Genomic DNA, 21,228 nt, shown 5'->3' on the forward strand with positions numbered 1-21,228 from the left:
CCTCTTATTTTAGTTTCTAAAATATATTTCCGTTTCAACTATCTTTTTTGTACTCTTTTTTCTTCCTTTAGATAGCTGTAATTTCACATAAATACCCTTAGTTCCTGCGAAATATCTTTCATTTCCTGCTGGCTTAATCATAAGTTTGTCCACATCTTTTGCAATTGCTTTTTCATTCTTATCATCACCAGTACTCATATATAATTTGTTTTCCTTTAAATAAAATTGGTAATATGCATTTTTCTTAAATACATTGTCTATTTTTATGCTTTTAATTGAAATAAAATCTTTTTTCTCTTCTTCACTCCTTTCATCACTATGTGAATATACAGTTAAATCATTTTCATTAACCACCTGCAATACCATACTGCATCCCATAGCTTTTTCTGTTATTTTTTCTATAGCCTTATCTCCTTCTTCTTGCAAATTTATTTCCGTTTCTGTACTACTGTAACTTTTATAATTTGTATTGAAAAAAGTATACAAAATTGAAAGGACTATGAAAAATATAGCAGCAGTTATTAAAGTTTCTACGAGAGTAAATCCCTTCTTATTCATATAAACACCTAATTTCTATTTAAGTATTTTCCACTTTGAAACTTTTATTACCTTTTCTCTAGTAAATCTATTTCCCATACTCCACTTTGGATTTATATTTACATAAGAATATTCTCCATTTTCACTTTCAGGGAACATTATTTTGAACGTCTCATAATTATCCGCTATAAGCTTTTTTACTAAAGCATCATTATAAGTTATCTTACACTTCTGTGATAAATTTAAATTTCCTGTAGCTATTATTGTTCCAGTGAAATTTATTTCCTGGTCAATATTTAAATCTCCATCAACAATAAGTATTCCTTTTTTAAAATCTTTAGGTAATGAGTAGCCATCTTTGACTACCAGTATTTTACTGCCATCCTTATAGGACTTTTCCATTGATTTAAAGTTATTCTTATACTCATCTAAACTCTTCAGCTTATCACTCTGAATGGTTACCTCATCATTATAATCCTTTAGCCCATCACCCATATTAAGCACTTCAGTTATATATGTTTTTTTAGCCTCTATAACCTTCTCTTCCCCAGAAACATTATAGCTTCCTGCTCCAACCTCTCCATTAGAAACTACTGCTCCTGCAGTGAAGTATCCTCCAAGTTTAACCTTGTTAAGAATAGATTTACTTTCACTATATTCCTCTTTATTTTTATACTGATTATGATATTCTTTAAAATACTCACTTTTATCCTTAGAAGTTAGCTTGTTTCCATCCTTAAAACTATCTGCCAATGCCAACGGATTATAGTATTTAAACTGTACATCTTTTAAATTTCTATTGCCATTAGATGTATATGAATCCTTAAGAGGATAAGTATACGCTAAATAATTTCCCTTTATTGATAGTGACTCACCTGTTTGATACATAGGTAAAGTTTTAATATAAGATGTACCTAGAATATACGCTGTTCCCCCTACCTTAAGTCTTACATCATTTTCTTTTTCATCTCTTACATCCTCTGAATTAATTATAATAGAACTAGAACTATCTGGGGTATCAGTATCTTGTCCATCCTCTAATCCATAATAGTCTCCTTCTATAAGTGCCTTGCAGTTATTCCCATTAATCTCCAGGTCATCTTTTGTATATATGCTACCATTAAATTTTTCATTTTTATTCACATTTAACTGGGCATCATAAACATTTTTATTTAATATTACATTTCTAGCATATATATCGCCTAATACATTATTCTTAGAAGAATTATTTATAATAAAATCCTCAAAAGCACTTATTTTACCTTGTGAACTTAAATCTCCATTTTCCATAATTTCTAAACTCTTGCCTATATAAGTATTCCCTTCTAAGGTAGCTGAAGCTTTAACATTTATGTTTTCACCCACATTTATTGCCTTTGACCATACACCATTGTTTTGAATTTTAACAGTATTAGAACTTATTTTATTTCCACTATATTTGGGTATACCTATATTAAAATTACAACTTACAACCTTCGTAATACCTTTTTGCGTAAAATCTGATTTTAAATTTAAATCTATACTATTTCTTGAACTATCTTTCAAAAAATCATCTACATCTGTTTCTATTTCATTTCTATTTTCTACTGTAACCTTAGGTATTTCTTGTACCTTTTTTGTTTTTTCAATAATTGCCCTATATTCTTTAGCATCCTCTAAGTCTTCTAATAAAGTTATTGTGTCTTTCTTATCTTCTGAAGCATCTTCATTTTCTTTTAATAATGATATTTTATATTTTTCCTTAAACACCCTATTTTGTTCTTTAAATAATTCTTCTGTATTTAAACTAAAATCCTTATTTATGTAAGGGCTCGAATGTTCCTCTCTAGCTTTATTTAATTCCTTTTGAATAAAATCTTGCATGTACTTTTCTACTTCTTTGTTTGCTTCTTCCGTAGCTCTTTTCACATGTCCATTTACTATGCTATAAGCTATATCTAGCCCTGATTCTGCCCCATAAAGATTTCCCTTAATATCACTTTTTAAATATCTGGTATTATTAGTGGATAGTGCTAATGCCATCATTGCAGTTCCAAATACAAAAAGTATGGACATTATTATTAGCACCATGTACATGGTAGATCCCTTTTTCTTTTTAAACATCTCTCCACCTCCATCAATACCTTTTATATCCCTGTAGTATTTGAAGAATATCTTCATTACCTTTAAAATTCTTTTTACTTACAGTTATATTAATCTTGAATAAATCTCCATAAATATCTTCACTATTTTCTCTGTAATTAAACACATAATTTATCTTTCCTAAACTACTATTTATATTATAAAATTCCTGTAAATCCATATATAAATTTAATTCGCCTTCATAATTTTTTGTATCCAAATTAATTTTATTACCATCAATTTTATTTCCATTAATTTTATTTCCATTAATATTATGCAGTCGTATACTTAAACTTTGTAAATTATTTATATTATCTTCTACTTTAACTTCATGTTCTTTTCCATCATTTGTATTTATATTAAAAGTTATTTTATTACTTTCTTTATTAATAACTAATTTTTCAGTTTCATTAGATAAACTCCCAATGTCTCCTAATGCTATCCTCTTTTCTTCTTCATTTTCTCTATAAATTTTATAAACTTCTACACTATCACCTATTTCCAATAGGTATTGAAAATTAACCTTTTCTATCTTCTCCTCTTCCTTTAAAGGTTTTATTTTATACTTAACTAAATATTTTTTGCCATTTCTTTCTATTTTATGTGAAATTCCATCTGTAATTTCCTTAGCGTCCAATTCACTAATCTTAAATTCTGGAGATTTTATCTTTTCCATATACTCTTGAGCTATAGCCAATGCTTGTTGTTTTTCTTCTGATTTTTCCCCTAAGCTTACTGTAGATAAACCCATGGATAAAAATGGGGTAATTATTATACCCAATATGGCCAAACTTATAAGTACTTCAATTAATGTCAGCCCACTTTTTCTTTTATATACTAATCTCATGTATAATTCCCCCAAAAATTTATTGCACAATTTCGAACTATTTTATCCATTATATTGTAAAATTCTACTCTAATCATAGTCTTACTCTACATAACAATTAAATAACAATTTCTATTTTTCACATATAAAATAAAAAACTCTATATGAAATTAAAAATTTCATTTATCTATATTAATACTTCCTGATTCTTTTATAATATTAACTCTTGGATTAACTTTATCATCATTTTCAACTACTATATTTAAATTTGAGCTTGTTTTATTATTAATTTTAAAATTAACTCCTGCCATATCCCCACTGGATTTTCTAGGATTTGAATATACTTTTATATTTATTTCATTTCCCATTGGATTAAATTTAAAACCTGACTGGTAGCTCATTGGATACTTGTCCCTTGAAGTTTTATATCTATAGTAATACTCTCCGGATTTTTTCCAAACCTCCATAGATACCTGTTCTATATCATTTTTATCTCCATATACATAGGTCTTTTCCTTATTATCTCTAGCCTCTCCTAATATAACTGTTGGCAAATCAGAAGTTTCTGCCCTAACACTCATTAAAAAATCATATTCTTTCTTTTTAATTTCATTTAGATTGGCTTTTGCTATTATTCCCCCTGTAAAAGGATCACTTTTCCCATGTGGTACATCAAAATTATATGGAATATATTCATCAACATTAAATTGAGGTATTCCGTAAATATCTAATGTTAAAGTTCCTGATAAATCACTTCCATTTGAAGTATTTACATTTATATTGGATATTACTATTTTCTTTTGAAAGCTTTCAACAGATTTTATAAAATTCATCAAAGCTGTATGATTTCCATTAAAACTTATATTAATACTCATTTTTTCCGCTTCACCATTTGGAATTTTCTTATTTTTTTTAGTTATATTTTTATTATTTTTTTCATTATTTTCTTGTTTATTAATATCATTATATTTTTGCACTAAATTTGTTAACTCATTAGAATTTGAAACTTGGTCTTCTTTTTTCTTTTTACTATCTTTATTATCCTCTGCCGACAACTTAGTTAATTTAGGCTCTGTAAAATTTATTACATTTCCTGTTAAGTTTGAATCATTTAAAAGCTTATTTATAGCTATTATTATTCTTTCCTGCTCTATTTTAGGAAAAATTTTTCTAACATCTTCCATTATTTTAGAATTAATCTTTTTTATATCACTTTTTATTTGAGGTTGCCTAGCTATTTTCTTTTTTATTTTATAAACTTTTTCTTCACAAGTAGTTTTTTTACTCATAAGAACATTAATTCGTTTATTTTGCTTTACAAGAATTAATTTATAGTATAAAAATATTAAGCATAAAACTATTAAGATGCTCAAAAGTACTTGCTCTCTTTTACTTATTTTCATTAATATCCACATCCTTTAATGTGCATTTTAAATTAAAAATATATTTTCCACTCTCTAATTGGCTTATATTAGAAACAAATATGTTTGTAAATAAGTTTGTTTCTTTTAAATTATATTGAAATTCTGCAATGTCTTCTCTCCTATTTCCTTGTGCTTGTATTTGAATATTGTTATTATCCATATTTATGCTCTTAAAATACACATCTTTAGGTATTGAAATATAAATATTATTTATTAAATAGCTATTTATACGTCCAGATTTCTTTATAAAATCAGCAATAGGAGAAACTTTTTGTTTATATTCCTCTAAAACCATCAATTTCTCCTGCTGTTTCTCAGCTTCTTCTAGTTTTTTAATGTTCTGTTTAGAATTTATGTAACTTTCCATAGTTTCAATCTGTTTATTTAATTTAGCAGTTTTTATTAATTTATATCCAGATGTTAATGCCATAATAAGAACTAGAACTCCTGCTGCAGCTAATATATAATTTTTTTTATTATTTTTTTCCTTTTCATCATAGGATTCTATTTGGAAAAAGTTAAAGTCTTTCATTTTAACCCCCCATTTAAAGTCTAATAGCTGCACCAGCAGCATTTATATAGTCCATTATATTTTCTTGATGTTTGTCCATATTAAAATTAGGCATATTATTTATAGAATTAACTGAAATACCTAAACTTTTACTCATATATTTTGCTAAGCCTTTTAACCTTGACCCTCCACCATATATAAATATCTCCTCTATTGTATCTCCAGAATTTTTCTTTCGATAATATTGTATTATTTTATCTATCTCTACCACAAGATTACTTGTCCATATTTTTCCAAAATCATTTAAAACTTCTTTTAAAGATCCTTTATCTATTTCTTCATTTAAATTTAAAAGGTTTAATTTTTTTTCTTCTCCTTCTTCCTCAGATATAAATAAATTTTTTGATATGTCTACATCTATATATGAACTGCCAATAGATATAATTCTTGAAAATTCTACATTATAATTTTTAAGTATGCTTATTTCACTATACTCACTACCTATATCTATAAATGCAATAGATTTTTCTTTTTCGTATTCTTCTCCATTAATATTACATGTTGCATAAAAAAGTTTGCATATACTATTGCTATTTATGTCTAATGCCAAAGGTGTAAATTTTAATTCCTTACATAAAGCTAAATACCCTTGTGCAATACTTTTAGGGTATGCAACCACATTTACTCTAGATTTCTCCACATCATTTTCTATGAAAGTATCCATTATTTTATGTTGAATAATATAATCCTCCGACATTATAGGAAGGTATCTCTCTATTTGAAATTTTATTAAGGCCTCCATGTCCTTTTCATCTGCAGCAGGTACCAAAATTTCTCTAGTTATAATAGAAGTACTTTTTGATGTAAACACTGCCTTCTTAGTTTTTATATTTTTAAGCTCCAGATTCTTTTCTAAAACAGCTTTTATTTTTCCAATATCATTTATTTCACCATCATTATAAGAATTTTCAGGTGTCTTTATAGAAAAAGCATTGTTTACACTAATATTTTTCTTGTTTACTTTTAAATCTAATATTTTTATGTTTTTTGCTCCTATATCTATAGATAAAATATCGTTTTTGAACATGTTTTTAAACAAGTTATCACCTCTAACATTTAGAAATATATAATTTTCTTATGTTTAAATACTACTCCTTAAGCATATCCTAATAGTATTCAATAAATTATTACTACTACCATAAGGCTTATATTGAAAATTTAATTACTGTATTTTACCAATTTATATTTGACTTTTTCTCTTAAAATTTCAAGTATATTTTTTAATAAAGCACAGCTTTAGATTATAAGTTTAATATCATCCAAGCTATGCTTTACAATGAATCTTGTAGTTAATTTTAACACTATCTCTACTTAGCTTTATCAGGATATATCTGCTGCGCCTTATCTTTATTTTCTCCTATAAGCACCGATACATCACCTTCATTATTTATTTCAACAAAAAACTCGCCTTTAGTGGACTTAGGTTTAGGTACATTTTGAAGTTGCTCTGCTACCAATTTTCCTTCTTCATCCGCACTTGAACTACTAATTTCAAAATTTTGTCCCCCTTCTTTTAAGCCAATTTCCCCTTTAGTAATCAACATAGAAGTGGCATTAGCTATTGTTTTAGCACTAGCTATATCTGCATTTGTTTTTGCTTCCTTTTGAGCGCCTCCAAATTTAGGTATAGCAATCAAAGCCAATATTCCTATAATAGCTATTACTATTATAAGTTCAATTAATGTAAAGCCTTTCTTTTTTGATTTTTTTAAATTTAAACTTGTTTTCATTTTGTATTTATTCCTCCTTCAATATTATATTTATTTTAAGCTTAGAAGGATTTATCTAAAGTCTAGCTAACTCTCTACTTCATCCTATAAAAAATGGGTATTTTAGCCGCTAAACATAGAATAAATCTTTTCATCAGCTTTCTTACTTTTTATGCTGGTATGGTTCTAAATACGTCAAACATTGGGAGCATCATGGATATAACTATAAATCCAATTATTACACCCATTATTAAAATCATTAAAGGTTCCATCATAGCTGTCATTCTCTTTAGCGCAGTATCTAGCTCCTCATCATAGAAGTTGGCAGTTTTGTCCAATATGTCATCTAGTGCACCTGATTCCTCTCCTATACTTATCATAGACATTAGCATGGGAGGAAATAATTTTATTTCCTTAAGAGAATCTGATAGATTTTCTCCCTTCACTACTCTAGTTTTCACATGTTCCATTCTATTTTCCACCACTTTATTTCCTAAAACTTTAGCAGTGATTTCTATTGACTGAACTAAAGGTATACCGCTGTATAGTAATGTGGATAGTGTTCTTGTAAATCTAGCAGTTATTATCTTGGTATTCATGTCCTTAGTTAAAGGATTAGTTAATTTTAAACTATGAAAAAATAATTTACCATTTTCACTTTTTGAATAAGTCTTTATGAAAAAAATAGCTGCTGTAATTATCAATATTATCATATACCAATTTTTCCTTATGCCCGAGCTTATGGCTAAGGAAATTCTAGTTGGCAGTGGCAGTTGGATTCCACTACCCTGAAACATCTCTATAAATATTGGCATTATAAAAGTTACTAAAAAAGTTACTATACCTATGGACAATACCCCCAGTATTATAGGATAAAGCATAGCATTTTTGATTTTATTGTTTATCTTGTTTTCTCTTTCGTAATGAGCTGCCATTCTTTCCATAATCAATTCTAGCTTACCACTGGTTTCTCCGGTTTCTACCATATTCACTAAAAGTTCTGGAAATATAGCTGGCTGCTTTTTTAAAGCCTCAGATAAAGTTATACCCTTTTGTATATCTTCATATACCTGCTTAAGAGCTTCTCTCATTAAAACATTGGAACTTTGCATCTTTAAAGTATCTATGCATGCGGCTATATTAGCTCCTGCATTTATCATGGTATGAAATTGCCTGCAAAAAATATATAAATCTCTAGTCTTAATTTTTTTAAGACTTTGAAATACGTCCTTTTCATTTATTTCAGATATTTCTTCTATACTTATAGGATAATAATTATTATCTTGAATCATTGCCAATACTTCATTTCTGTTAGCACCTTTAAAACTTCCTTCTAACTTTTTGCCTTCATTATTCATTACTTTATATTTATAGTTAGGCATACGTACACCTCATTTTCTTTAATCTTTTAAAAAGCTTATATTTAAAAGCTCATCTACAGTGGTTACCCCCTGCAAAACTAATTCTTTGCATGAGCTTTTTAAAGTTTTCATGCCTTTTTCTATGCTAATTTCTCTTAATCCCTCTACATCAATACTTTTAACCATATATTCCCTATGTTCTTTCGTAATTTCCATTATTTCATACACTCCAACTCTACCCATATATCCACTGCCATTACAATAAGTACAGCCTGTCCCTCTAAATAATTGTAAATTTTCTTGTTCTTTAACACCTATGATATTTTTTTCTAAAGTATTAGCTTTATATTTTTGTTTACAATGTGGGCATATTTTTCTTACAAGCCTCTGTGATATTACTCCTGATAAAGAACTTGCCACCATGTATGGTTCAATGCCCATATCTATAAGTCTTATAACAGACGATGGAGCATCATTAGTATGTATTGTGCTTAACATTAAATGCCCCGTTATAGATGCTCTAATGGATATTTCTGCAGTTTCTTTATCCCTTATTTCTCCTATCATGACTATGTCTGGATCTTGCCTTAATATGGATCTAAGAGATGATGCAAAAGTAAGTCCTACTTTGGGATTTACATTTACTTGATTTACCCCTTCCAGCATGTACTCCACTGGATCCTCCACAGTTATTATATTTTTTCCGCTGCTATTTATTTCATTTAATAATGTATATAGTGTAGTAGATTTACCACTGCCAGTAGGTCCTGTAACTAATATAATTCCGTAGGGGCTCTTTATCATTTTCCCTACTTTTTCTATATCTTCTAAGCGCATACCCAGTTGCTCCTTATGAATCAAAAAATTGCTTCTATCTAATATTCTAAGCACTGCCTTTTCACCATAAACTGTAGGCAAAGTGGATACTCTAAGATCTATAGGCTTGTCCTCAACTGTAGTTAAAATTCTCCCATCCTGTGGTACTCTCTTTTCTGCAATATTTAAATCTGCCAATATCTTTATACGGGTAATGAAAGCATTAAAAATATCCCTATTATATTTAAAAACCTCATGAAGTACTCCATCCACTCTATACCTAACTCTCACATATTCTTCAAAAGGCTCTATATGTATATCACTAGCTTTCATCTTTACTGCATTATTTATAACAGAATCAACCAATCTAACTGCAGGCGCATTCTTTATATCATCTATTTTAATAATATCTTCTTGCGTTTTTTGAAAAACATTTTGTTGTTTAGACAAATCTTCTGCTGCTTTTTTAATATATTGACTAGAATAATACTTGTTTATAGCTTTCTTTATTTCTTCATCCCCAGCTATGTATGGTTCTACTTCACGAGTAGATGATAACCTTACATCGTCTATAGCAAATATGTTCAAAGGGTCAGACATAGCAACTTTTATCTTTTCATTATCAATGCCAATGGGGAGCAAATTATATTTTAATGCTATGCTCTCTGGAACCATTTTGACACATTCTTCATCTATACTAATAGAATCTATATATACTCTAGTAATTCCTAACTGCTCTTCTAATGTATTTATTATATCTTCCTCTGTTACTACATGTTCCTCTATAAGTATTTCACCTAATCTTTTACCAGTACCCTTTTGTTTTTCCAATGCTAATTTAAGCTGTTCGGGATTTATTTTACTCTGCTGTAAAAGTAAGTCTCCTAGTTTTTTTTTCATTTTTCCTCCCATTTCAATACATATTTTACTTTAATTCTCATATTACTTTTATTATATTAGACTCTATAATACTTTTCAATAAAAATCAATTAATTATTTTCAACAAAAAAAGGCCTTTGTAATCAAAGGCCGGTTGCACTATAAACTCCACATATACAAAGTGCCCACATAAGTACATGCTTCCTAGTTTCCTTTTAAATATGCTTAAGCATATTTATATTAACTTTTACTAATTGTATGTTTTTAATTTTTCTTATATCTGCCATTTTAAACGTAACTTTTCTTTAATTTCCATATTTATTCTATTATATTAAACTATATTATACTTTTCAATAGTAATATGAATTTTAGTCATATTAAAAAAATCTCTGATGTTTTCGACATTTTCTGTATATCTTTTTTGAACATTCTCCATAAAATAAAAGAATTTAAATACAACTATAAATTCAAATTATAATTATATTTAAATTCTAATATTTAGTATTTTTTCAAGTAGTAATTAACAACAAATAAGGTCCTAAATTTATCTTTTCTGAGTAACAGCTATCTAGTATTTTTCTTAAGTAATTGCTATCTAACATATTTTTTCCAATTTAAACATATCTGAAATAAGCTAACTACATCCTGTTCATTGTAAAGAAGTATTTTTTCCTTTTTTTCCTGAGGCATTCTATGGATATAATCACTGTCCCTAACTATTTTATTAAAAGTTTTAGCTAGATTTTGTCCACCTATAACTTCTGTTTCTCTATTTATATTAAATTCCTTTTCTAAATTTTTAAGTCCTATGCCAGAACCTTTTTTCTTTTCATATTCCTTTTGTAAATCTATTTCTTTAAAATTTTCCCTAATATTAAATTTTATATTATTTTTTTTAAACAAATAATCTATTACAGTAAAATCATTATTTCCTGCAAAAGTAACTATATGTTTCTTATTTAAAGAACTTTTCATTTTAATAAAATATTTTTCTGCAATAAAAAGCACCTCTTCTGCATCCCTCTTGTTTTCTATCATATACTGATTTACTACAAGTTCTTCTCTTTCATCATCATAATAGCTGCATCCGAATACCCCTACACATATAGGCTTTTTATTCACACAATGCTCCAAATCGAAAAATAATGACTTCTTATAGAACTCCTTATCATATTCTATGGGCAAAAGAAATGCTGTGTCCTTTACAAATATTTTTTCTCGCTTTTCTCTTACAATCATTCTACCACTCTTTCTACTAATGCTATATTTTCTCCTGTCATATTATAAACTACATCTTTTCTTTCTACGATTATATTTGCTCTTTTCTTTATTTCACTGCTATTTAATACCTTCATAATTAATTCCCTTGTTGGATTTATACATACAGGATATCCTACTAGCTGAAACATGGAAAAATCCCCTGAAGTATCACCATAAGCATAACTTTCATTTAAATCTATATTGTATTTTTCTACAAAGTCCATTATTGCTTCTTTCTTACTAATACTATCCCACATAGGTGTAACTTCCCCAGTATATATGTCATTTTTTATAGTATATACTGCACCTCGGTAATCGTGAAATCCATGTTTTGAAGCCATTTCCCTTACTAATTCCACAGGACTTCCTGATATAGTTATAATTTTATGACCTTTTTCTTTGTGCCACTTTATTCTATCTCTAGTGTAAGTATACACTCTATCTCCCTTTTGTTCTACTACCTTTTTTGCTATAAATTCAATTTGGGATTTATGCATTCCTTTTATAGCCTCTATATATATATTTGCTACTTTTAATAAATAATTATCATAGTTTCCCCTTCTATTATCCCATTTTAGATATTCTGGTCTCACCTCATTATACCATTTTTCAGGCTTTATTATTTCATATTTTACAAGCTTTTTAAAAACTTCTGATATTAAACCCTCTCTATATAAAGTTCCGTCTATGTCAAAAAAAGCTGCTATATTTTTTTCCATGCCTACCACCTCTTATAAATTATTTTTACCATAGATTTAAAAAAATTATTAATTGATTCTTAATATATAATAGATAACTTACAAATTATCTATTATATATTCTCTTATATTACTTAATTGATTTAAAGAAAGCAAATAAAATTCACAACCTAATAAAAAAATATTATCTTGATGATTTCTAACCCACTTAACTTGACATAAGCACCAGAATGATGGTTTATTTCCAACCTTCATTAAAAATGATATGAAATCCCCCTCATTAAGCTTAACGATACTTTTAAAACATATGCCAGTTTCAGATATATTTATAGCACTTAAAATAGGTCTCCTTCCATCAAAGTTTTTATATATACTTTCATTGTTCACTAACGGATAATATAGTTCTTGTTTAAAATCTACTCTTATATATTTTCTCTTTTCATAAGAATTTTTATTAATAAAATTACCTTTCATGTTTCCCCTCCCAATAATTTATTGCCATACTTATCATTATAATATGGTATTGACAAAAAATGAAGTTAATGATAATATTTTATTGAGAACTATTTTCATTCGCATTTACCCGACAATTATATTCTATGTTGCTTCCATATTATGCAAACTGAAGTAACTGTAGTTATACCAAGATAAATACTTTTAATGTTTAGGTAAAAGATTATCTAAGTATTAAAATCACTTGATAAGGAGGTCACAGTATGTGTTTATGTGATTTAAAGCCTGGTAAAACAGCTTATATTAATAATATTAGTGGAAATGAAAAACTTACAAAGAGACTTTTAGCTTTAGGTTGTATAGAAGGAACTGAGGTATTGTTAAAAAGAACCGCTCCTTTAGGTGATCCTCTAGTAATTAATTTTAGAGGCTTTGACTTAGCTATAAGAAAAAAGGATGCTAAAAATATAATAATTAAGGAGGACTAAACACCTGATGTTTACTGCAGCTTTAGTAGGCAACCCAAATGTAGGTAAAACTACTCTTTTTAACTCATTAACTGGTTCCAATCAATATGTAGGAAATTGGGCTGGAGTTACCGTAGAAAAAAAGGAGGGTTTTTTAGACTCTAATTTTAAAATTGTAGATTTGCCTGGAATATATGCTATGGATACTTTTTCTAATGAAGAAAAGGTATCAAAAGATTTTTTATTAAATGGAAATGTTGACGTTATTATAAATATAGTAGATGCATCAAATTTAAATAGGAACTTATATCTAACTACTCAGTTAAAAGAATTTAATATACCTATTATATTAGTTTTAAATATGATTGACGTGGCTGAGTCTAAGGGAATAGAAATAAATTACTCTATACTTTCTAAAGAATTAGGAGTTATGGTAATACCTATATCCGCCTCTAAAAACAAGGGCCTAGCTGAGGTGAAAAATGCTCTTTTAAAATCAAGTTTTAAAAATTATATTTCAAATTCAAACTTTAATTTTAGTAGTGAAAAAAAAGCCTATGATTATATAGGTACCATTTTGGATAAATGTCTAAAAAATAAATTTAATAATACTGAAACTATATCAGAAAAAATTGACAAGGTCCTATTACATAAGTTCTTGTCCTATCCAATTTTTCTGATTATATTTTTCCTTATATTTAAATTTACATTTAGTTGGGTTGGACAACCTTTATCTGATTTACTAGATGATGGCTTAAACAAAATTTTAATTCCAAAACTAGGTTCTTTATTATCTAATTCAAGTCCATGGTTTAAATCATTATTGTTAGATGGTATTGTATCTGGTGTAGGTTCTGTGGTAGTATTTTTACCAATTATATTGGCCTTATTCATAGGCATATCCTTCTTAGAAGATAGTGGCTATATGGCAAGAGCTGCTTTTATAATGGATAAATTCATGAGAGCCATGGGCCTTTCCGGAAAGGCCTTTATACCTCTTGTAGTAGGTTTTGGTTGCTCTGTTCCTGGTATTATGTCTGCTAGGACCCTTGAAAGTGAAAAGGACAGAAAATTAACAGCTCTTTTAGTACCTTTAATGTCCTGCAACGCTAGATTACCAGTATATGCTCTTATGTCCTCAATATTTTTCCCAGGTAAGCAAACCACAGTTATATTCACATTATATCTCATAGGAATCTTCCTATCCTTTATAATTGGACTTCTATTTAAAAATACTTTGTTTAAAAAAGATGAAGAACCTTTTTTAATAGAATTACCTGAATATAAAATGCCTGAGCTTAAAAATCTTTTTAATCATACTTGGGACAAGGGTAAGGGTTTTCTAAAAAAAGCTGGTACCATAATTTTCTCTATTTCAATTGTAGTTTGGCTTTTGTCTAACTTTAATTTTAATGGAATGACAGATATTAATAGCAGTTTTTTAGCTTCCATTGGTAGGTTTTTATCACCTTTATTTAAACCTCTTGGCTTTGGAACTTGGGAAACCTCAGTTTCCTTACTTACTGGACTTATGGCTAAAGAAGTAATTGTAGGTAGCATGGGTGTAATATACGGCGGAGATTTAGCTACTATATTGCCTTCGTATTTTACTCCAGTATCTGCCTTCAGTTTTCTAGTATTTGTACTTTTATATACACCTTGTATTTCAACTGTGGCTATAATGAGAAAAGAATACGGAAGAAAAATGGCTATATTTTCAGTGGTATACCAAATTTCACTAGCATGGATTATTTCATTTTTAGTATTTAACGTAGGTAAACTATTGTTTTAATTTTAAAACTTTCTATTATCTAAAATGTAGTTTTCTAATAAGTATTTATCCATATAATATTAATGGTTGTTATTAAAACTATTAATTTGGTTTATACTAAAATTGTAACCTATAAATGAGGTGTTTTTATGGAAATATTAATAACATTACTACTAGTTTCTATAGCTTTCTATTTCTTATATAAAACCATAAGAAATAAGGCAAAAGGAAAATGTGACTGCAGTTCCTGCTCTTCTCACTGTCCTTATTATGAAAATAAACATATAATTAGGCCGGATGAAAAACATAAAGAATAATCATAAAGCCAGAGTTGGTCTCTAAATTAATTTTAATAACCCGCTCTGGCCTTTAATATATATTATTTAATATATTAAATATATATTTTTTATCTCCTTTACCTTTGTTTAACATATTTATTATTTTATATGCCTGCTTCTTTTTCATTCTGTGAAAATTACACTCTACTGATATCTCATTTTTATTTAAAAGGAACTTTAAATAATCTATCTGCCTTTTATTTGCTAAATTATTTCTTATTAAACTAGTATCTTTATCTATTCTATATACTAAATTAAACAAATATGGTAAATCTAAAACATCTTCATAATTATGGAGTAACATTACATTCCTTATTTTTCCATCTCCCGTATTCAAAAATTTATTATACAGTTGAACACTTTCTTCCCCTGTAATGGTATCTTGACGCTGTATACCCACAAATTTTTCTACAGTTTTAAGATTGCATCTATTTATACCTAATTGTTCATAATATGGTCTTATTATTCTGTATAAATCCATATGATAAACAGGAACTCTAAAATTTATAAAATACTTGTCCATTCTATTTGTAATAAAGGGCTCATCAAATGCGATGCCATTATATGAACACCATCTAGTAAATCTTTCTACTTCCTCTTTAAACTTTAATAGTATGCTATTTTCTTCATTTAATTTTTCTGCAAAAAATTGCTTTATTTTAAAACTATCGTTCCCTGTAAAATAACCTATGGATATCAACATTATATAATCCCTATCCTTATCAAAACCAGTGGTTTCTATATCATAATAACACATGCTTAGCATATTATACTTTTTTAATATATTCTCATTTATATGAATCTCATTTTCATATTCCTTAATAATCATAAGTGGCTCCTTAAAAATTTCTGTAAAATAATTTAAAAATCTATTTGTACCGTGGTTATTTACCTTTATATCCTACCTATTAAAGCAGTATATAAAGGTATTTAATCCACTAGATATTAATTTATAAATCTCAATTGCAATTTAACTACATTTTTTCTACTGTTGAAATTCCTAGTAAATTTAGAGCATTTACTATAACTGTACAAGTAGCTTCAACCATTTTCAATCTAGCATTCTTAGTTTCTTCATCTTCTGCATTAGCAATGCTATGAGAATTGTAGAATTTATTGAAAGCTTTAGCTACATCCACCACATATCTCGTAACTATAGAAGGCTCTAACTTTTCTATAGAGTTATCTATAGCATCTTTGAATCCACCTAAAAGCTTAATTAACTCAAATTCTTCTTTAGAATTCAATTTAGAATAATCTACCTCTGAAGAAGCATTTCCTAACTTTCTTAATATACTCTTACCTCTTGCATAAGTATATTGAACATAAGGACCAGTTTCTCCATCGAAGTTAAGCATTTCTTTCCAATCAAATACTATATCTCTTTCTCTGTTGTTCTTTAAATAAGTGAATATAACTGCACCTATTCCTATGTTCCTAGCAACTTCTTCTTTATTTTCTAGTTGAGGATTCTTAGCATCTATTACTTCGAGAGTCTTTGTAACTGCTTCATTTAGTAAATCTTCAAGAAAAATAACCTCTCCTTTTCGTGTAGAAAGTTTTCTGTCAGCAAATTTTACAAGACCAAAACCTACGTGAACACAGTCTTTAGCCCATTCATTTCCCATAAGCTTTAAAGTAGTAAATATTTGCTTAAAGTGAAGAGCCTGCGGTGTTCCAACTACATATATATTTTTGTAAAAATCATAAGTTTTCTTTCTATAAATAGCCGCTGCCAAATCCCTTGTAGCATATATAGTAGCACCATCAGATTTTTTAACAATACATGGAGGCATGTTATATTCATCAAGCATTACAACTTTAGCTCCATTACTTTCTGTAAGAATTCCCTTATTATCTATTTCCTCTACCACTGCGTCCATTTTATCATTGTAGAAACTTTCTCCTGCATAAGAGTCGAATTCTACTCCTAATATATCATAAACATTTTTAAATTCTTTTAAACTTAAATCTCTGAATCTCTTCCAAAGAGCTGTTTCCTCTTCTGCTCCATCTTCAAGCTTTTTGAAATATGCTCTTCCTTCATCATCTAGTGAAGGATCCTTTTCTGCTTCTTCGTGAAACTTAACATAAATTCTTAAAAGTTCTTTTATTGGTTCTTTTTCTAAAGCTTCTTCATTTCCCCACCTTTTATATGCAGAAATTAATTTTCCAAACTGAGTTCCCCAATCACCTAGATGATTTATTCTAACTACATCATAGCCTTGTGAAGAGAGTATTTTATAAAGTGAATTTCCTATAACTGTAGTAAATAAATGTCCTACATGGAAAGGTTTTGCTATATTAGGAGAAGAATACTCTACCACTACTCTTTTCCCTTCTCCTTCATTTGAAACTCCATAGTTTTTTCCATCATTTAATACTTTTTCTATAATATCTTTAGCAACATTACTCTTTTCTAAAAAGAAATTTAAATAAGGTCCTAAATTTTCTACCTTTTCAAATGCAGTCTTATCTATTTTATCCTTAAGCTCTTCTGATATTAAATTTGGAGCTTTTCTAAAGGTTTTTGCCAATTTAAAACATGGAAATGCATAATCACCCATATCTGACTTTGGTGGTATTTCAATTAAAGCCATTATATCTTCTATTTCCATATCTACATGAGCTTTGATTTTTTCTGCAACATAATTTTTATAATCCATATATTATACCTCCATTTTAAAATTTATATAAACTAAAACTTAGGTACATGAAAAGAAATAACAAGTCAAAGATGCTAGTATATTTTGTGTCAGACAAGGAAGCAGGTTCCGCCTTTAGTAGGACTATTGGCGGGTTCTGCTGACGCAGTATGACGCAAAATAGACTAACATACTGACTTACTATTTATTTGAATGTGCCTTACTCAAATATAAAAATCCGCCTCTACATTACTGTAGAGACGGAATATCCGCGGTACCACTCTAGTTGACTACTATAATTAGTCCACTTAAAAATTTAACGCTTAATGCGACTTACCTTACTTGAAATATATTTTTCCTTTTGGGTAGTTTCTCCAAGACTCTCTTCCTTTTTTATCTTCTACAGGTCTCACACCATCTCCTGCTCGCTTGAAGTTAGATTAAAAAAGTACTCTTCTCTTCATAGAATTTATATATTCGAATTTACACTACATTATATTACCATATATAAGCTTTTGTCAAGGGTTATTTAGAATTCTGATGGAGTTAATTTACTGTAGGAAAATGAACGATAGAAATCACCCTGAATAAAATAAAGATTTGAATTAATAAAAATATATAACTATTCTATCTCATATTATACCATGATTTCATATTTATGTATCAAATAATGACCATATTATTTAGTTTCACATGCCTATTATTGACCTTAATGCATTGTATAATCCAGTCTTTTGACCTCTGTCAATAGCCGTCAGGCTGATATCATACGGACTCTTAGATTTATTTGCTGAACATCTTAATTCGCTGATTAATTTATCCTGTATATGCTCTTTGTTTTCTCTCTTTTTCTTAATTTTTTGAGCCATCACAAGATCATATATTTTGCCGCCATTTTTCTTATATATTAATAATTTAGACATCTGAGATACTCCTATTTTACTCCAGCCTCTTGGTCTACTACTTAATCGTTCAGAAAATATATGGCTAATATGGCCTTCGGCACTGCATCCTATTATTTCATAACCTTTATCAGCTTTTATTTCTATACCATCCCAGTTATTTAGGATGTAACGTTGAGCTTCTTTTACTGCTTGTATTTTTGTTTCATTTTCAGTTAAACTTATTATTTTTTTGAACACTTTTCGTGTTTCTTCTCTATCGGGCCAATCTATAGCATCCTTTAATTCTTGTGCAATTAATTCATTATTTAAGTGTGCTGTTGCAGTTCTTAAGTATTTACTTAAATGATAAGAATCCAGTACAAATTTACTCTTTGGAATCCAATTTACTCCTTCACGTATCCATGAAGCACCATCACCAGATAAATATATTGTTTCGATAAAATCAGTATTATATTGATCATAAATATAATTTGCTACTTCAAGCCATAAATCTTCCGATTTTTTATACATGCCACCAAAATAACGTAAATTTTTCAATACTTTTCTTGCTTTGCTGCTTTTATCTTGATCAATGCCTTCATGTACATATACTAATTTAGGCATAGCTATATTTCGCATATTTTGCTTATTATTGTTATTATTTTTACTTTGAAGATGTACATGATCTTCATCCGCTTCTACATACAATATTCTAATATTTCTTTTTTTAGATTCCTTAATTTTAGGTTGAACTACATCAACATTATGTATTTTATCCATAACAGCTTGTTTGCTTATTTTATCAGTGTAAGATGCCTTCTCACCTGCTTTTCTATAACTACTTTCTAACGCTTCTTCAATTGCATTAATAACAACATCTGAACTCACTCTATCGTGAGGTTCTATTCCACTAACGCTATCAACAAGATACTGTCTTTTTCCATCTTGTTTAGATTTAAAATACGTTCTCTTATAATTTATCATTCCAAAACTAGTCAATAAACTTGTTTTGTCTTTTCTGATTATCTCATAATATTGTTTCCTTATCCCGCTGCTACGCAGATAATCATCCATATCCTTCAAAACCTCTATCAGTATATTTCTACCTAGTTCAAATAGATTTTCTTTTAAATCTATAATCAAATCAGCAATATCCTTTCTTTCACAAACAAAACTTTTTATCTCTTTTTTAATTTCTTTTACCCCAAATTCATTAAAATGTTGTATACTATTATACATAGAAGATATCAATCCTTTCTAATTTTTATTTGTTTCTCAACTTATATTTTAGTAGGATGATATCTTCTTTTCAACTCTATATGGAAATATATTCTATTTCTAATTCCCTACAATAACTTTACGCTAACTAGAATTCTCCATCTTTTAGTACCTGTTTTAATTTTTCTCCAGAATCTATTAACTTTTCCTTTTCTTCTTTGTTTAAAGGCACTTGTATTATTTCCTTCACACCACCTATTCCAACTATAGATGGTACACCTAAATATACATCATTCATGCCGTATTCACCCTGAAGCAAAGTGGACACTGTAAGTATAGAATTTTCATCTCTTATTATAGCCTCAACTATTCTCTTTATAGCTAAAGCAACCGCATAATAAGTTGCACCTTTTTTCTCTATTATCTCATAAGCCGCGTTTTTAACATCCTCTGCAAATCTATATTTAAAATTCCCATTACATTTTCCACAGGAAGCACTACAATAGTCTTCTATATTAACACCTGCTATGTTAGTCAAGCTCCATGTGGCTATTTCAGAATCACCATGTTCGCCCATTATGTAAGTATGTATATTTCTCACATCTATTTTAAAGTGTTCTCCCAATAGATATCTAAATCTTGAAGTATCTAGAACTGTTCCTGAACCTATAACCCTTTCCTTTGGAAACCCTGATAACTTGTAAGTTATATATGATAAAATATCCACTGGATTTGAAACCACTAAAAGTATAGAGTCAGGGCTATATTCAACCACTTCTGGAATTATGGTTTTAAATATCTTTATATTTTTATTAACTAAATCAAGCCTAGTTTCTCCTTCCTTTTGTGCTGCTCCTGCTGTAATTATAACTATATCTGAATTTTTAGTATCCTTATAACTTCCAGATTTTATTTCCACTGGTTGAACAAAGGAGGCCCCATGAGCTAAGTCCATAGCTTCTCCATGAGCCTTCTGCTTATTTATATCTACCAATACGATTTCAGAAGCTACCCCGCCTATCATTAAAGCATAAGCGGTAGTTGCCCCTACAAAACCAGCTCCTATTATAGATATCTTAACACCTTTTTGCTTCATAAAATTGTCACCTCCATAATTAAGTATTTTTAGCCTTGAGCATAACTCTAAGGCCTTGATATCACTAGCCCCGTAGGGCTATTTTTTTTTAATCACTCAAATATATATCATAGGATTTCCTCACATTTTTGTCGAATTATACTATATTACCACA

General features: G+C 28.6%; 19 protein-coding genes, 1 riboswitch and 1 other annotated feature. Of the genes, 3 read left to right on the forward strand and 16 right to left on the reverse strand.

The window, feature by feature from the left end:
- Positions 1-9 precede the first annotated feature (9 nt).
- The 12 genes from C1715_RS13605 to C1715_RS13660 all read right to left on the reverse strand — a co-directional run bounded on the left by C1715_RS13605 (position 10) and on the right by C1715_RS13660 (position 12,676).
- Positions 10-558 carry a PilW family protein gene (locus tag C1715_RS13605; protein WP_102401014.1) on the reverse strand — a complete coding sequence of 183 codons (549 nt, stop codon included), beginning with the start codon at positions 556-558 and terminating at the stop codon, positions 10-12.
- Between the two features lie 15 nt (positions 559-573).
- Positions 574-2,640, reverse strand: coding sequence for a DUF2572 family protein (locus tag C1715_RS13610; protein WP_102401015.1), 2,067 nt, complete (start codon positions 2,638-2,640; stop codon positions 574-576).
- A 13-nt stretch (positions 2,641-2,653) separates the two neighbouring features.
- Complete coding sequence (locus C1715_RS13615; protein ID WP_102401016.1) at positions 2,654-3,505, reverse strand: type IV pilus modification PilV family protein; 852 nt, start codon at positions 3,503-3,505, stop codon at positions 2,654-2,656.
- Between the two features lie 158 nt (positions 3,506-3,663).
- On the reverse strand, positions 3,664-4,887 hold the full coding sequence (locus C1715_RS13620; RefSeq protein WP_102401017.1) for a hypothetical protein: 1,224 nt from the start codon (positions 4,885-4,887) through the stop codon (positions 3,664-3,666).
- Positions 4,874-5,440 (reverse strand): PilN domain-containing protein, encoded by a 567-nt coding sequence (locus C1715_RS13625; RefSeq protein WP_180964094.1) that lies wholly within the window; start codon positions 5,438-5,440, stop codon positions 4,874-4,876. The genes C1715_RS13620 and C1715_RS13625 overlap by 14 nt, the downstream gene beginning before the upstream one ends.
- Positions 5,441-5,453: 13 nt before the next feature.
- The gene (gene pilM, locus C1715_RS13630; RefSeq protein ID WP_207654981.1) at positions 5,454-6,506 is read right to left on the reverse strand and encodes a type IV pilus assembly protein PilM; all 1,053 of its coding nucleotides are present in this window, start codon (positions 6,504-6,506) and stop codon (positions 5,454-5,456) included.
- A 280-nt stretch (positions 6,507-6,786) separates the two neighbouring features.
- A complete protein-coding gene (locus C1715_RS20080) occupies positions 6,787-7,209 on the reverse strand; it encodes a prepilin-type N-terminal cleavage/methylation domain-containing protein (protein WP_102401020.1) in 423 nt (140 codons plus the stop codon).
- A 149-nt stretch (positions 7,210-7,358) separates the two neighbouring features.
- The gene (locus tag C1715_RS13640) at positions 7,359-8,570 is read right to left on the reverse strand and encodes a type II secretion system F family protein (RefSeq protein ID WP_102401021.1); all 1,212 of its coding nucleotides are present in this window, start codon (positions 8,568-8,570) and stop codon (positions 7,359-7,361) included.
- Positions 8,571-8,588: 18 nt separating this feature from the next.
- Positions 8,589-10,265 (reverse strand): GspE/PulE family protein, encoded by a 1,677-nt coding sequence (locus tag C1715_RS13645; protein ID WP_102401022.1) that lies wholly within the window; start codon positions 10,263-10,265, stop codon positions 8,589-8,591.
- A 119-nt stretch (positions 10,266-10,384) separates the two neighbouring features.
- Positions 10,385-10,466, reverse strand: a riboswitch (cyclic di-GMP riboswitch).
- Positions 10,467-10,835: 369 nt separating this feature from the next.
- Positions 10,836-11,483 (reverse strand): ribonuclease H-like domain-containing protein, encoded by a 648-nt coding sequence (locus C1715_RS13650; RefSeq protein ID WP_102401023.1) that lies wholly within the window; start codon positions 11,481-11,483, stop codon positions 10,836-10,838.
- Complete coding sequence (locus C1715_RS13655; RefSeq protein ID WP_102401024.1) at positions 11,480-12,223, reverse strand: HAD-IB family hydrolase; 744 nt, start codon at positions 12,221-12,223, stop codon at positions 11,480-11,482. The genes C1715_RS13650 and C1715_RS13655 overlap by 4 nt, the downstream gene beginning before the upstream one ends.
- Before the next feature lie 78 nt (positions 12,224-12,301).
- Positions 12,302-12,676 carry a PilZ domain-containing protein gene (locus C1715_RS13660; protein WP_102401025.1) on the reverse strand — a complete coding sequence of 125 codons (375 nt, stop codon included), beginning with the start codon at positions 12,674-12,676 and terminating at the stop codon, positions 12,302-12,304.
- Positions 12,677-12,918: 242 nt separating this feature from the next.
- Between C1715_RS13660 and C1715_RS13665 the strand changes: the two genes are divergently transcribed.
- The 3 genes from C1715_RS13665 (at position 12,919) to C1715_RS13675 (ending at position 15,210) form a co-directional block, all read left to right on the forward strand.
- On the forward strand, positions 12,919-13,143 hold the full coding sequence (locus tag C1715_RS13665) for a FeoA family protein (protein WP_102401026.1): 225 nt from the start codon (positions 12,919-12,921) through the stop codon (positions 13,141-13,143).
- Between the two features lie 7 nt (positions 13,144-13,150).
- The gene (feoB, locus tag C1715_RS13670; RefSeq protein WP_102401027.1) at positions 13,151-14,914 is read left to right on the forward strand and encodes a ferrous iron transport protein B; all 1,764 of its coding nucleotides are present in this window, start codon (positions 13,151-13,153) and stop codon (positions 14,912-14,914) included.
- 128 nt (positions 14,915-15,042) lie between these two features.
- The gene (locus C1715_RS13675; RefSeq protein WP_102401028.1) at positions 15,043-15,210 is read left to right on the forward strand and encodes a FeoB-associated Cys-rich membrane protein; all 168 of its coding nucleotides are present in this window, start codon (positions 15,043-15,045) and stop codon (positions 15,208-15,210) included.
- A gap of 52 nt (positions 15,211-15,262) precedes the next feature.
- On the opposite strand, the gene C1715_RS13680 is transcribed toward C1715_RS13675, so the two are convergent.
- From C1715_RS13680 to C1715_RS13695, 4 genes are all read right to left on the reverse strand, one after another.
- Positions 15,263-16,060 carry a ribonuclease H-like domain-containing protein gene (locus C1715_RS13680; RefSeq protein ID WP_102401029.1) on the reverse strand — a complete coding sequence of 266 codons (798 nt, stop codon included), beginning with the start codon at positions 16,058-16,060 and terminating at the stop codon, positions 15,263-15,265.
- A gap of 145 nt (positions 16,061-16,205) precedes the next feature.
- Entirely contained in the window at positions 16,206-17,897 is a 1,692-nt protein-coding gene (gene argS / locus C1715_RS13685) for an arginine--tRNA ligase (protein ID WP_102401030.1), read from the reverse strand.
- A 232-nt stretch (positions 17,898-18,129) separates the two neighbouring features.
- Positions 18,130-18,349 (reverse strand) — a binding site (T-box leader).
- Between the two features lie 216 nt (positions 18,350-18,565).
- Positions 18,566-19,999 (reverse strand): ISLre2 family transposase, encoded by a 1,434-nt coding sequence (locus C1715_RS13690; RefSeq protein ID WP_102398661.1) that lies wholly within the window; start codon positions 19,997-19,999, stop codon positions 18,566-18,568.
- 127 nt (positions 20,000-20,126) lie between these two features.
- The gene (locus tag C1715_RS13695) at positions 20,127-21,074 is read right to left on the reverse strand and encodes an L-lactate dehydrogenase (protein WP_102401031.1); all 948 of its coding nucleotides are present in this window, start codon (positions 21,072-21,074) and stop codon (positions 20,127-20,129) included.
- Between the last annotated feature and the right edge of the window lie 154 nt (positions 21,075-21,228).

Source organism: Haloimpatiens massiliensis, assembly GCF_900184255.1.
Taxonomy (GTDB): Bacteria; Bacillota; Clostridia; order Clostridiales; family Clostridiaceae; genus Haloimpatiens; species Haloimpatiens massiliensis.

Excerpts from the sequence above, each read along its gene's own strand:
- C1715_RS13615 (WP_102401016.1), bottom strand. The coding sequence starts at position 3,505 with ATGAGATTAGTATATAAAAGAAAAAGTGGGCTGACATTAATTGAAGTA.
- C1715_RS13675 (WP_102401028.1), top strand. The coding sequence starts at position 15,043 with ATGGAAATATTAATAACATTACTACTAGTTTCTATAGCTTTCTATTTC.
- C1715_RS13655 (WP_102401024.1), bottom strand. The coding sequence starts at position 12,223 with ATGGAAAAAAATATAGCAGCTTTTTTTGACATAGACGGAACTTTATAT.
- C1715_RS13625 (WP_180964094.1), bottom strand. The coding sequence starts at position 5,440 with ATGAAAGACTTTAACTTTTTCCAAATAGAATCCTATGATGAAAAGGAA.
- C1715_RS13690 (WP_102398661.1), bottom strand. The coding sequence starts at position 19,999 with ATGTATAATAGTATACAACATTTTAATGAATTTGGGGTAAAAGAAATT.
- C1715_RS20080 (WP_102401020.1), bottom strand. The coding sequence starts at position 7,209 with ATGAAAACAAGTTTAAATTTAAAAAAATCAAAAAAGAAAGGCTTTACA.
- C1715_RS13650 (WP_102401023.1), bottom strand. The coding sequence starts at position 11,483 with ATGATTGTAAGAGAAAAGCGAGAAAAAATATTTGTAAAGGACACAGCA.
- C1715_RS13660 (WP_102401025.1), bottom strand. The coding sequence starts at position 12,676 with ATGAAAGGTAATTTTATTAATAAAAATTCTTATGAAAAGAGAAAATAT.
- C1715_RS13680 (WP_102401029.1), bottom strand. The coding sequence starts at position 16,060 with ATGATTATTAAGGAATATGAAAATGAGATTCATATAAATGAGAATATA.
- C1715_RS13665 (WP_102401026.1), top strand. The coding sequence starts at position 12,919 with ATGTGTTTATGTGATTTAAAGCCTGGTAAAACAGCTTATATTAATAAT.
- C1715_RS13640 (WP_102401021.1), bottom strand. The coding sequence starts at position 8,570 with ATGCCTAACTATAAATATAAAGTAATGAATAATGAAGGCAAAAAGTTA.
- C1715_RS13605 (WP_102401014.1), bottom strand. The coding sequence starts at position 558 with ATGAATAAGAAGGGATTTACTCTCGTAGAAACTTTAATAACTGCTGCT.
- feoB (WP_102401027.1), top strand. The coding sequence starts at position 13,151 with ATGTTTACTGCAGCTTTAGTAGGCAACCCAAATGTAGGTAAAACTACT.
- pilM (WP_207654981.1), bottom strand. The coding sequence starts at position 6,506 with ATGTTCAAAAACGATATTTTATCTATAGATATAGGAGCAAAAAACATA.
- C1715_RS13620 (WP_102401017.1), bottom strand. The coding sequence starts at position 4,887 with ATGAAAATAAGTAAAAGAGAGCAAGTACTTTTGAGCATCTTAATAGTT.
- C1715_RS13610 (WP_102401015.1), bottom strand. The coding sequence starts at position 2,640 with ATGTTTAAAAAGAAAAAGGGATCTACCATGTACATGGTGCTAATAATA.
- C1715_RS13645 (WP_102401022.1), bottom strand. The coding sequence starts at position 10,265 with ATGAAAAAAAAACTAGGAGACTTACTTTTACAGCAGAGTAAAATAAAT.
- C1715_RS13695 (WP_102401031.1), bottom strand. The coding sequence starts at position 21,074 with ATGAAGCAAAAAGGTGTTAAGATATCTATAATAGGAGCTGGTTTTGTA.
- argS (WP_102401030.1), bottom strand. The coding sequence starts at position 17,897 with ATGGATTATAAAAATTATGTTGCAGAAAAAATCAAAGCTCATGTAGAT.